General features: G+C 64.8%; 6 protein-coding genes. 2 read left to right on the top strand and 4 right to left on the bottom strand.

Features of this window, described 5'->3' with window-relative positions; translation table 11 throughout:
- Positions 1–424: 424 nt before the first annotated feature.
- The 4 genes from ACFPN1_RS02905 to ACFPN1_RS02890 form a co-directional block, all read right to left on the bottom strand.
- Positions 425–4,150: a PAS domain S-box protein gene (locus tag ACFPN1_RS02905; RefSeq protein WP_386752832.1), complete on the bottom strand. Its 3,726-nt coding sequence runs from the start codon at positions 4,148–4,150 to the stop codon at positions 425–427.
- A 269-nt stretch (positions 4,151–4,419) separates the two neighbouring features.
- The gene (locus ACFPN1_RS02900) at positions 4,420–4,830 is read right to left on the bottom strand and encodes a hypothetical protein (protein ID WP_386752830.1); all 411 of its coding nucleotides are present in this window, start codon (positions 4,828–4,830) and stop codon (positions 4,420–4,422) included.
- A gap of 253 nt (positions 4,831–5,083) precedes the next feature.
- The gene (locus tag ACFPN1_RS02895; protein ID WP_386752828.1) at positions 5,084–5,707 is read right to left on the bottom strand and encodes a response regulator transcription factor; all 624 of its coding nucleotides are present in this window, start codon (positions 5,705–5,707) and stop codon (positions 5,084–5,086) included.
- Between the two features lie 13 nt (positions 5,708–5,720).
- Positions 5,721–6,035, bottom strand: a complete 315-nt coding sequence (locus ACFPN1_RS02890; RefSeq protein WP_386752826.1) for an Hpt domain-containing protein — start codon at positions 6,033–6,035, stop codon at positions 5,721–5,723.
- A 156-nt stretch (positions 6,036–6,191) separates the two neighbouring features.
- Between ACFPN1_RS02890 and ACFPN1_RS02885 the strand changes: the two genes are divergently transcribed.
- On the top strand, positions 6,192–7,409 hold the full coding sequence (locus tag ACFPN1_RS02885; protein WP_386752824.1) for an EAL domain-containing response regulator: 1,218 nt from the start codon (positions 6,192–6,194) through the stop codon (positions 7,407–7,409).
- 161 nt (positions 7,410–7,570) lie between these two features.
- On the top strand, positions 7,571–12,736 hold the full coding sequence (locus tag ACFPN1_RS02880; RefSeq protein WP_386752822.1) for an ATP-binding protein: 5,166 nt from the start codon (positions 7,571–7,573) through the stop codon (positions 12,734–12,736).
- Positions 12,737–12,971 lie beyond the last annotated feature (235 nt).

Here is a 12,971-nt window from a genome sequence, read left to right as displayed (position 1 = left end):
CGAGTGCCCAAAGTCGGCTCGTCACCGCTGGCAATGCTTCGCGCCTGCGTTGGCACGCGCGGCCAGCGTCCATGCGTGCCGACACGTCGTATGGAGCAATGACGCGAAGGCGCCACCTCGCTCGGAATGTCGCCGACCGGCAGCGAAAGCGACCCGAAGATGCCGTAGACACCGCAAGATTCCATCCCACTCATTCGCCCCCAAATGCGATCCGGGCGCGGCCACGGATGCGACACGCACGGTCCGGCGATGGATCGCATGATAGGAAATGCCCGGGGTTCGCCGGTATTGGGAAAAGTCTTACCCCTGAGCGTCAACGTCTTACTCCGCTTTCCGGCGCATGTCACCTGAGGGAAATCCCCTACATGACGCCGCTGATCTGCGCGAAAACCGACTTCCGCCGACGGCCATTACTGACATCGCTTCAGCGCAATTCCGGCTCGATCCAGCGCTGGAGCACCGCGAGCAGTTCGTCGGGATCGATCGGCTTGGCGATGAAGTCATCCATGCCCGCCGCCAGGCAGCCTTGTCGCTCTTCCTGCATCACGTTGGCGGTCATGGCGAGAATGGGCAGCCGTTCCCTGGGTTTGAACAGGCGGATTTCCCGCGTGGCGGTCAGGCCATCCATTACCGGCATCTGGATATCCATCAGCACGATGTCGTAATACCGGTCCTCGACCAAGCGCACCGCCTGTTCGCCATCGCCGGCGACATCGACCACGAGACCGGCGTCGCCGAGAATGGCCCGGGCGACTTCCTGGTTGAACTCGTTGTCCTCGACGAGCAGGACACGAACGCCGTGCAGGGATCTTTCCACGGGCGCCTGCTGCATCGGGTGCGGCAGCGCCGTGTGACCTTCGTCCACGCTCACGCGCGCGGTGAACCAGAACGTGCTGCCCTGCCCCGGTTCGCTGTCGACGCCAACTTCGCCGCCCATCAACGCGGCCAGACTCTTGGAAATCGCGAGCCCCAGGCCGGTGCCGCCGTAACGGCGCGTCGTCGAGCTGTCGCCTTGGCGGAAGGCCTCGAAGATGACCCTACGCTGTTCGGCATCGAGCCCGATGCCCGTGTCCTGCACGCAGAAACGCAGAACCAGTCCGCGCTTGCTGCGTTCGACCGTTTCCACGGCGACGCGGATCGAACCCTGCTCCGTGAACTTGATCGCGTTGTCGACATAGTTGATCAGGACCTGTCCCAGCCGCAGCTGGTCGCCGACGAGATCCTCGGGAACGTCCGGCGCGATGTCGAACGAAATCGGCAGCCCCTTGGCGATGGCCTTGTCGGCAACGACGTTGGCGATGTTGTCCAGCAGCTCCTTCATGCGGAAGCGCGAGCGCTCGACGGTCAGCTTGCCCGCTTCGATCCTGGAGATATCCAGGATGTCGTTGATCACGCCGAGCAGATGCTGTCCGGCAATGTGGATCTTTTCCAGGTATTCGCGGGTGACGTCGTCGGCGCGTCCTTTCAGCGCCAGGTGCGACATGCCCAGGATAGCGTTCATGGGCGTGCGGATCTCGTGGCTCATGTTGGCCAGGAAGCGGCTCTTGGCGGCACTGGCGGCGTCTGCGGCGAACTTCGCGGCCATCAATTCTTCCTGCACGCGCACCAGTCCGGTCACGTCCTGGGTCGTGCCGCTGACGTGCACTGGCTTGCCCTTCTCGTCGTAGTAGGTGCGGCCGCGAGCCGAAAGCGAATGCACGCTTCCGTCGTCCCAGATCACGCGGTAGTCGAGCGCATAGGGTTCGCCGCGCAGCGATGCTTCCAGCGCGCGTTCGCCCGCTTCGCGGTCGTCCGGATGCACGCGCCGGAACAGCTCCCGGCGCGTCCACTGCCGCTCGGCCGACACGCCGAACATTTCCAGCGTGCGTTCGGACCATGTGAGTTCGTCGGTTGCGACGACATACTGCCAGGTGCCGAGGTCGCCGCCTTCGATCGCCAGGCTCAGGCGCATCTCGCTTTCGCGCTGCGCCGCTTCGGCCCGTTTGCGCTCGGTGATGTCGCGGATCCAGGCCACGATCAGCGTGCGTTCGTCGTCTTCCGCCAGCGTGGCCACGATCTCGACATCGCGCAGCGAGCCGTCGCCGCGCAGATGCCTGCTTTCGAACATCTGGGGATGATTGCTGCCGCGCAGGATCTCGAGCATCGGCTCCATGCGCTCTGGCGAGAACTCCGGGTCAAGGCTCAGGATATCGGCGCCGACCACCTCCTCTGACTTTCGCCCCAGGTGCTCGAGCGCCGCCGGATTCGCGTAGACGATCCTGCGATCCTGCGGATCGATCCAGAGAACCGGTCCTGCCGTTTCCACCACCTTGCGGTTGAAAAGAATCCGCTGCTCCGCGCGGCGCCGGCGGGTGATGTCCTCGATCGCAAACTGCAGCAACTGCCGGCCGCGATAATTGAAGCTCATCAGGTGCACCGACGCATCCCAGATCTCGCCGCTGGGCCGCTCGTTGCGCCACTCGAACAGGTCTGCGCCATCGGCCAGCGCGCTAGATACGTGGCGCGCTAGCGCCACGCGTGATCCGACGCCTTCGTACTGGTGTTCTGCAGACAGTTCCAGCGGCCCGACTTCCAGCAGTTCGTCGCGCGCGCCCAGTCCATGCAAGCGCACGGCCGCGTCGTTGCAATCAATGAACCTGTCCTGCAGTGGGTCGTAGACAGCCATCGCCAGGCGCGAGCCCTGGAACAGCAGCCGGTTGAACGCTTCGCTTTCCTTCAGCATGTCCTCGGCGAGTTTGCGCTTGGTCACGTCGCGCACGATGACGAGCACGCCATCGCGGCTTTGCAGCCGTATCGGCTTGACGACCTGCTCGGCGAAGAAGGGCATGGTTCCGCCGCGCAGGTGCAGCCATTCCACCTTCACCGCATCGTCCACGACCTGCGCGGGAAGGTCCGCAGGCAACGGCGCGCCGGTTCCCTCCAGGAAATGGCCGAGCAGATAGTCGCGCAGCCGCTCTCCCAGCGCGGCGCTGCTCTGTCCGCTGGGTTGGATTGGCGGGGTGAGACCGGGGTCGGACAGACGACGGCCGATCAGATCCGCCTTCGAGCCAACGCCATACAGGCGCACAGCCGCGTCGTTGGCATCGACGATTCCGTCTTCTGTGACAAACAGGTAGCAGTCCGGCGATCGTTCCCAGAGCATGCGGATCTGTTCCAGCGCGGCGCTCGCCTGTTGCTCGGCTTCGTGCCGACGGGTGATGTCGACTGCTATACCGCATAACGAATACGGCTTGCCGGCGTCGTCCGTGAGCGGGAACTTGGTGCTCATGAAAACGCGTGACCCTTCCGCGCCGGGCACGTGCTCCTCCACCTCCATCGCCTGCCCGCTGGCCAGCACCTGCGAATCGGCTTCGCGCACGCGCAGGGCGGCCTCGCGGGGAATGATCTCGAAGTCCGTCCTGCCAACGGCCGCGCCCGGCGGAAGCCTGAAGAACTCGTCGTAGGCGCGATTGGTCAGGACCAGGCGTCCTTGCAGGTCCTTCACGAACACGATCGCGGGGTATTCATCGATCACGCCCTGGATCAGGCGTCGCGAGCGTCGTTCCTGCCGCATCGCCCGGAACAGCAGCCACGACAGGGCCACGCCCGTGATCAGGCAGACGATCATAGAGCCCGCGATGATGGCGACAATCCAGGCGTATTCCTGCTGCGCCTTTTCGTTTTCCTCGCTGGCCACGCGCGACTGCAGTTCGATCAGGCTGAGCAGGAGGATCCGCGCGCGATCGGCGGAAGCGAGCAGCTGCTCGCGCCGTGCCGCGGATGGTACGACTCCCTCATTCGCCTGGCGCCCGTCGAGAAGCGCCTTCACTTCGATGCCGGCCCGTTCCGCCAGCCGTGCCTCTTCGGAAGTCAGGTAGGTCTGCAGGTACGAGGTCCAGATCCCCGGCATCCTGCGAACCGCATTGTCGGCGCGCAGGCTCGGTCTGTTGTCGTCGGGATGCGCACCCGTGGCTTCGCGCATGGCGGAAGCGACGCTCTCGACACCATCCAGCATTTCGGCGAGCAGCCCGGAGGTCACGGTGCGATCGGCGTAGACCGTGTTGATCCGCGCCTTGGCATTCTGCAGACCGACGATGCCCGCTATGCCCGACAGTACGGCTGCAAGAAACGGCAGGACCAGCAGCAACGTGAACTTGTCGACGACTCTCACCGGGCCCCCGCCTGTTCGCTCACCACGTCTGCCGCCAACACTTCTGCCCGTGCTCATCCGCTACGGGCCCGCATACGCCGACATGCGCATCGCGACGCGATGATCGCAAAACAGGCGTTGCGGACCCGGTGCCTTCCGGCGCCGGATCCGGGTTCTGTCCGTGTTGGCGGACGCGGCCAACCTAGCCCCTTCCTCAGCGTCGGGATATGGGGAAAAGTCTTAGACCGTTGGCCCGCCTGGCGTGCCGCCGACCTCTCGCCCGCGAGGCGCTATCCCGGTCTGGGGGCCGGCGCCGTGGTGGCTCGCGCTTTCCCTGCGGCCGGAGGGGAACAAAGTTGTTGGGGTGCCGTGCTTCCCATGGCGTCCATGTACTGCGATACCCGCGCGATGGCGTCGATCAACGCACCCCGCGCCCGGACGATGAGCTGCGTCATGACCGGATCGATCGTGCCGGAGTTGCCAGCCCTGGAAATGGCCTCGAGCTGCGATCCGGCGCTGCCTTCGCCGACCAGGTAGCAGCTCATCGCCGAACGGTAGGCGACCTGCCTGACGATGTCGCCCTTGCCCTGCCGGACCGCTTCGTCCAGCTGCAGCAGGTCGTTGTTGGTGGCGTGGCAGAACGCCGCGAGGATCCGCAGCACCCGGGTTTCGTCGCCTTCCATCAGATCGTAAAGCGTCATCGCGTTCCCCGCTGGCCCGGGAGTGACAGTCGACATGGTTTCACCCGTCCTGGGTCATGGTGTGTTTTGCACCGCACCGTCCGCGCAGGCCCGGTCCAGGCAGCAAGCCTAGTGAGCCCGGGCGCGCACAGGAACTGGGAAAAGTCTTAGCCGCGGCAGCCGCAGCAGGCCGCCGGTGCATTCGTTCTGTCCGAAATGCCGCAGCACTCCCGCGCATCGAGGCCATGCATCGCGGAGGCCGACTCGCTTCTGCTCAGCCCAGCAGATAGTCCAGGCCGTGCGCCGCCAGATACGGGCCGATTTCGGCATTGGAACGCAAGCCGAGCTTGTGCAGCGCGTTGTACTTGTGCGTGGTGACGGTCTTGTAGCTGCGTCCGCTTTCGATGGCGATCGCCTGGAGGTTGCGGTTGTTCGCAAGCGCCAGCAAAACCTGGCGTTCGCCGCTGGTCAGCTGGTGCCAGGGGTGCACGCGGGCGGACTCGATATCCACCGCGGGGTCGAGGAAAGTGCGGCCTTCCGACACGGCGCGAATGGCTTCCATCGCGACGTGGGGACCGCTCGATTTCAGCGCGTAACCCTTGGCGCCCAGATCGAACGCCGCCAGCGCCAGCGACGGATGCGTCTGCCCGGTATAAACGACCACCTTCAGGTCGGGCCGGCGGGCGACGATGGTTTCGAGCAGGCGAACGCTTTGCAGTTCGCCCGGCATCTGCAGATCGAGCACCAGCAGGTCGTGCGAAGCGTCCAGTCGCGACAGCAGCGCATCGCTGTCGCTGACCACTTCGATGCCGGTGTCATCGCCGGAAAAGACGGTCTTCAGCATCTCGCCCAGGGCGATGCAGATGATGGGATGGTCGTCGGCTACAAGAATCCGCATTCCAATACCCTGCTCAGCTCTCCATCGCGAGGTAGCGGGCTACGCGCTCTTCTACCCGCTCCAGCTCTTCACGCACGATCGCATAGGCGCGTGCCCGCGTATCGGGGTCGGCCGCCGCTCTCTCCACGGCCACTGCTGCTTCCGCCGCCGCCCGCTCCCCGATCTGCAGGCAGGCGGATTTCGTCTTGTGCATCAGTTGCGCGATCTTCTTCCAGTCGCCCCCGGCATGGGCGCCATCCAGTTGCCGCAGGTCTTCCCTCGTCACCCGCAGAAAGATGTCGAGCGTGCGCCTTATCCGCTCGCGATCCCCACGCAGGAGGCTGTTCAACGGTTCGAATGCCGGTGCCCCGTCCGTCATGGCCCCTTCCCCATGCTTCCCGCCGGTTCCGATGAGACACGCCAGAGTGTACCCGCGAACCGGCGCCGAACTGCTACTGTTCGCGTCAGACAGGATCCGGCCTGCCCCTGAGAGGACGGCACCGCCATGCCCCGCGCCCACCTTAATGGATTAAGCACGCTCGTCGTCGACGACGATCCGCTCATGGTGGAGGTCATCTCCACAGTATTGCGCGACCTGGGACTGGCCGTCATCGACGGAGTCGCCGACGGCGCCGCCGCGCTGCAACGCCTGGACGAGTCCACCATCGACCTGCTGGTGTGCGACCTCAACATGCCGGGGATGGATGGCATCCGTTTGCTGAGCCGCGTTGCCGCATTGCCCACGCGCCCTGCGATCATCCTGCTCAGCGGCGAGGATCCGCGCATTCTTGAGGCCGCCTGCCGATTCGCCGAAGCCAAGGAACTGACGATCATTGGCGCGGCTTCCAAGCCGATCACGCCCGAATCGTTGATGGGACTGCTGGAAGCGTTCCGGCGCCCGGAGATCAAGCCGGTGAACTCCCTGCAACAGATCGTGGACTGCCAGAAGGTCCGTCTGGGACTGACCGAACACGCCATCGCCCTCGCCTACCAGCCCAAGGTCGATCTCGTAGATGGACGGCTCATCGGCGTGGAAGCGCTGTTGCGCTGGCACGACGCCGAACTGGGCGTGCTGCCGCCGCCCGACATCGTGCGCGCCGCGGAGAGCTGCCACCTGATCGACGAGCTCACGATCGGCGTGCTCGCCTGCGCCGTGCACGGCCGCGCCGCGATGGTCCGCAACGGCATCGACACCAACATCGCCCTGAACGTGTCGATGCACAACCTGCACAACCTGTCCATCGTCGACCGCATGTCCGAACTGGTCCTCGATGCCGGCGATCAACCGAGCCACTTCACGCTGGAAGTGACGGAGACGCACCTGATCTCCGACCTGACCTCGGTGCTGGAAGCCCTGCTGCGACTGCGGCTGCAAGGCTTCAAGATCGCGATCGACGACTACGGGACGGGCGCGGCGACAATGCAGTTCCTGATGCAGCTGCCAAGCACCGAACTGAAGATCGATCGCTGCTTCGTTGCAGAGGCGACCCGCAGCGAAGCCGGGCGCGCGATGCTGCAGTCGGCGATCGACCTGGGCCTGCAGCTGGGACAGGACGTGATTGCCGAAGGCGTGGAAACGCCCGGCGAAGCCCGCTTGCTGCAACAGCTCGGCTGCCGCTTCGCACAGGGGTATTTCTACGGACGGCCGATGACGCTCGAGGCTTTCACCGCCTGGATCATGCAGCACCGCCTTCACGCGGCAGCCGCACGCACGCCGGAATGAGGGTCGCCCGGCGCGACGCGCGCCCGGCAGCAAATCGCCGGTCTTGACAGTGGCATCAGGCGCCGCGCAGTCTCCATCGCACATGCGCGAGTCCAGGAAGGGCTCAGGAACTGGCGGTCGAGCGGCGCGGGTGCGACGCGGTCACTGCCGTGGAATCCTTAATGCGGCGACTGCTTATCGGTTCGATCCTTGCAGTAGGCCTGGTCTGGGCGAAGCCCGGGCATGCGTTCGAACAGGCGGCCCCTTTCCGGTACCCACGCGTGCACGAGGTGACGATCGGCGAACCCGCCTTCGACATCTTCGACCGCACGCACGGTCTGCAGAGCACGCAGCTGTTCGACGTCTACACCGATCCGAACGGATTCATCTGGCTGGCGGGCGACCGCGGCATCCACCGCTTCGACGGCCATACGTTCTTCGATCTCGACCGCGATCCCAATCGTCGCGATACGCTCGACAGCCGCTACAACTACCTGGTGGCCCCGTCGCGTCAGGCCCTATGGATCATCGCACCCAACGGCACGGTCCAGGTGCTCGATTCGAGCACGGGAACACTGTCACGCGTGGCGACGCGCGGCGCCAGCCAGAAAGACATTGACTGGCTGGAAGCCGACACCCGGGGCCGGCTCTGGTATCTCAATCCGGAGGGAGTGATCCGCCTGGATCGCAGCGGCACGGCCACGCGCGTGGCGCCTCCGATGCTCGGCGCCGTCTTCAGCAGCGATCGCCAGCGGCTGTTCGCGGTGGCTGCCGATCAGGTGATCGCCATCGATACGGCAGGGCCGACGAGAACCACCCGCGTGCTCGATCTGCCCGAGGCGTTCGAAGGGCCCATCGTGCGCATGACCTCGGATGCCGACGGCCTGTGGGTGGCGGTTGACCGGGGGCTGTGGCGTTTCGATCTGACGACGCATTCCACGCAGTTCATCGAAATGCCATTCCCCCTGTCGCTGATAACCGGCCTGGTGCGCGCCAGCGACGGCACGCTCTGGTTCGGCGGTTACGACGGGGTGCTATATCGCTATCAACCCGAGACCGGTGCGCTCTCGGCCATCCGCAACAATCCCAACGATCCAAGGAGTCTGCGACTCGGCTCCATCGCCGCAATCACGCTCGATCGCAGCAACAATCTCTGGCTCGCGCTCGGCGGTGCGGGTCTGGCGCGTCTGCGTCTCAACCAGACCGCGCCATCGCACTATCGGCTCAAGGGCGGCTTGCGGATCTGTTCGGTAGGCGAAATCGACAGCCGCAGACTGGTGCTGGGACTGTGTCCCGGCGGCATTGTCGAAATCGACCGTAAAACCGGGCAGCAGCGTCCGTTGCCTGCATCGAAGCCGTTGCCGGAACGGTCGCGGGCCCTGATCAGCGACCGTCACGGCGGACTGTGGATCACCAGCCTGCGCGAAGGCCTGATCCACTGGCGACCGGACGGATCGACTGAACGCTATTTCCTCAAGGGCCGCGAGAACCGCCATCTCTTCCTCAGCGGAATCCACATCGATGGCCAGGATCGCGTATGGGTTTCGCACCTGCGCGGACTGGCGCTGCTGGACCGAGAGGCCGGGGAATTGCGCAGCGTCGGCGGCGACCAGTTCTACATCGTCAACGACGTGTCCGGCGGTCCCAGAGGCACGCTCTGGCTCGGCACCGTGAATGGCCTGGTCAGTTTCGATCCGGTTTCGGGCGGCACGCGCCGCTATGGACACGATCCGAACGATCCCACCACGCTGTCGGACAACGACGTCATCCAGGCTTACACCGACAAGCGCGGCACGCTGTGGGTCGCGACACGCGCGGGCCTCAACCGCCTGGTCGGCATCCGCGACGGGCGGCCGGTGTTCAAGCGCTACGGTCTGGCCGACGGGCTGCCCGACATCACCATCTCAGCCGTCGTCAACGACGCGCAAGGCGCGCTCTGGGTCGGCACCTACCGCGGCATCGCGCGATGGGATGCGAAGACGGACCGCTTCCAGAGCTACCTGCCCGCGGACGGGCTCCCTTCCAGCGACATCTATGCCAAGGCGGTGCTCAACAGCGCCGATGGCAACCTCTACCTGGGAACCTGGTCCGGCCTGTGGCGGGTCGATCCGAAGACCATCCATCTGGGCGAGCCGGTGCCGGTAGTGCTCAGCAGCTACGAGGTCGGCGACCGCGCCACGATCAACCTGCAGGGCAAAGCCCTTTCGCAGATCAGGGCCAAATACAGCGACAGCCGCGTGGCCTTCCACATCGCGGTCCTGGGCGACGCGCGCCGGCTCTCCTACCGCCTCGCGGGGCTGGAAAACGACTGGCGCGACATGCCCGGCGATTTCAACATCAGCTTCTACCGATTGCCTCCGGGCGGGTACAGCCTGCAGATCCGGCAGTTGCAGCGCGACGGCAGCTGGGGCGCACCGGAACTGTCCCTGCCGGTGGAAATCATGCCGCCGCTGTGGCGCACGACCTGGGCCTACCTGCTGTACGGCGTGATTGGTGCGGTCCTGCTGATCGCGATGGCGCGCGCCTTCATGGCATGGCGTCATCGCGCGCTGAGGGAGCAGTTGAAGGAAAGCCATGCGCGCCTGTCGGTCGCATTGCACGCGGCCCGGTTCGGCATGTGGGCCTGGGACGTGGATACCGACGTGGCCCAGCTCGATGCGTACGCGAAGGAACTGCTTTCGGTGTGCGCCGACGCATCGCCGGTGGCGGACGTGTTCGCGCGGATGCACCCGGACGATGGCGAGCGGGTTCGCGCACAGATCGACCGTGCATTGCGCGAACGCGAAGCGGTCGACTTCGAATTCCGCATGGCTTCGGACGACGCGCAGGGCCAGTGGCGCTGGATCGAAGGTCACGCCGTGCCCTACCAGGGCGCCGGCAAATCCGCCTACGTCATTGGCGTCAATCGCGACGCCACCCAGCGCAAGCACGAACTGCTGGAACTGGAACAGTCCAAGCAGGCCGCCGAAAGCGCGCTCGAGGAGCTCAAGCGCTCGCGCCAGGACCTGTCGCTGGCGCTGGAAAGCGGCGACCTTGGCGTCTGGCGCTCGGCACTGTTCCCGACCGGACCGGGGCCGCGGAAGTGGACGCGCGACGTACCGCTGGATTGCGACAGCAACGTCAACCGCATTTTCGGCTGGGACACGGATTCGCCAACGCGCCGCGATTTCCTGCGCTCGGTCCACCCGGACGACCGCAGGCGCGTACTGGAAAAACTGCTGGACGTGCACACGCACGGCGGCGGCTACGCGGACCAGTACCGCATCGTCCATCCCGATGGCGAAGAGCGATCCGTGTCGGTACGCGCTGTGCTCGCGCAGCATGCCGCGCCGACGCCGGGACAGGGCAAGCAACTGCTGACTGGAATCGTGCATGACGTGACCAACGAGGAAGCGCTGAAGGCCGATCTGCAGCACACCGCCGCGGAAGCACAACTGGCGACGGAAGCGAAGGGCCGCTTCCTGGCGATGATGAGCCACGAGATCCGCACGCCCATCAACGGCGTGATCGGCATGGTGGACCTGCTGTTCGACAGCCCCCTGAGCGAGGAGCAGCAGCAGATGCTCGGCATCTGCCGCGACTCCGCCTACATGCTGCTGGCAATCATCAACGACATCCTGGATTTCTCGAAGATCGAAGCGGGCAAGCTGAAACTCGAAATCGCACCGCTGTCGCCGCGCAAGCTGGTCGAATCGGTCGCCGACGCCTTGCGTACCCAGGTCGCGCAGAAGGACATCGACCTGGACATCTACATCGCCGGCGACGTGCCCCGCCGCCTGCTCGGCGATCGCGTGCGCCTGCGCCAGGTGCTCAACAACCTCATCGGCAATGCGGTCAAGTTCACCGAAAAGGGCAACGTCCGTATCGACGTGAGCGTGGCGGGATCGTCCGGCGACAGGCCGGTGATCCGGTTCGATGTGGTGGACACCGGCATCGGCATGGACCGCGCCACCCTGGACACGCTTTTCCAGCCATTCCAGCAGGCCGACGAAGCCACGACCCGCCGTTTCGGCGGAACCGGCTTGGGGCTGACGATCGTCAAGCACCTGGTCGCACTGATGGACGGACGCATCGAGTGCGAAAGCACGACCGGCGTCGGCAGTCGCTTCAGTGTGTTGCTGCCGTTGCGGGTGACGGACGCCGGGCAGAGACTGCATCCGTTCCCAGGGCTCCGGATCAGGGCCCTCTGTAAATCCCGAGAACGCGCGATTCTGCTGAAGGCACTTGCCGCAGATCTCGGCGTCGCCATGGAGGTGGAGAGCACGTTTGATCGATTCCTTGAAGTACAGCAGGCAGATGCCGGCCAGGCATCACAGCTTCTGCTCATCGATCGAAGCCATGCGCTTGAGCATTCTTCGCTGTGTAGGGCGATCCGACGCAATCCACGCACAGGGCGTCTTCCCGTAATTCTCGTGCGCGGGGTCGATCCGACAGGTATGGTCGGCCCTGAACCGGGCATTACGGTCGCCCCGGGAAGCCCGCTGACAGCTGCCACGCTGGCAAGGGGCATCCAGCTTGCCTTGGGTCTAGAGAGTCCCGCGGTTCCGGCCACAGCAACTCTGACGCCCAAGTCAACAGCGAATGGACACACACCGGCCGTGCAGATCCTCCTCGCCGAGGACAATGCCACCAACCGCGAGGTTCTCGTCCGGCAATTGCGACGCCTTGGATTTGGCTGCGACGTTGCAGAAGACGGTGAGCAGGCGTTGGCGCTCCTGCAAGCACATCCTCGTCGTTACCGCATGCTGCTGACGGATTGCCATATGCCCCGCCTCGATGGCTATGGGCTGACTGAAAGGATCCGACAATATGAAGCGGCGACAGGCGATGAGCATCTGCCTATAGTCGCAATCACGGCTAATGCGCTCCTGGGCGAAGGCGAACGCTGCCTCGCCTTGGGCATGGACGGGTACTTGTCCAAGCCCGTGCAGATCCCGGATCTGCAGAAGATGCTGGCACGCATGCTCCCACCCGAGGCGCCACCAACGATGGAGGGCCCGGGCCTCGCCAACCTCACCGGTCTGCTGGGCCAGCGCGAAGGCAGGCTCCAGCGCCTGCTCGATGTTTTTGTGAAGAGCACCCGCTCGGATCTGGAATACTGGGAACAGGCGCGGGCTGCAGGCGATCAAGAAGCGCTGCGGAAGCTCGCACACAAAATTAAATCAGGATGTCGACAGTTGGGGGAGGACGCAGCAGCGAATGCGCTTGATGCCGTCGAACACCACGCCGGGTCGACCGCCGAGTTCGAAGTCCTTGCCGACCACGCGCAACGGGAGCTCCAAAGGAGTCTGATTCGGATGGACGCCACGGCCGCGCAGTCACGGAAGGAAACCGATCTGGAAACCTGAGTTCAAAGCGTTCCTACCCATCGCAGGCATGCGTGAGGCAGTGAACTGGTGAATGATCGAATACAACGAAACCCGGCCCCCACAATGCACCCGACGGCATGCGCCGTCGAATCGCGCAACACGTCCGCCAGAAGTTCTGATGGGGGGGCTTACGCTGCTACCGCGTGGGGACATGTCGCTGAACGACGCAATTTCCAAATAGATCGAGCCCAACCGCCGCTTCTTGAAAAGTTCT

It is taken from the genome of Lysobacter yangpyeongensis, from assembly GCF_042655745.1.
Lineage (GTDB): Bacteria > Pseudomonadota > Gammaproteobacteria > Xanthomonadales > Xanthomonadaceae > Agrilutibacter > Agrilutibacter yangpyeongensis.
This window is presented reverse-complemented; position numbering and strand designations above follow the sequence as displayed.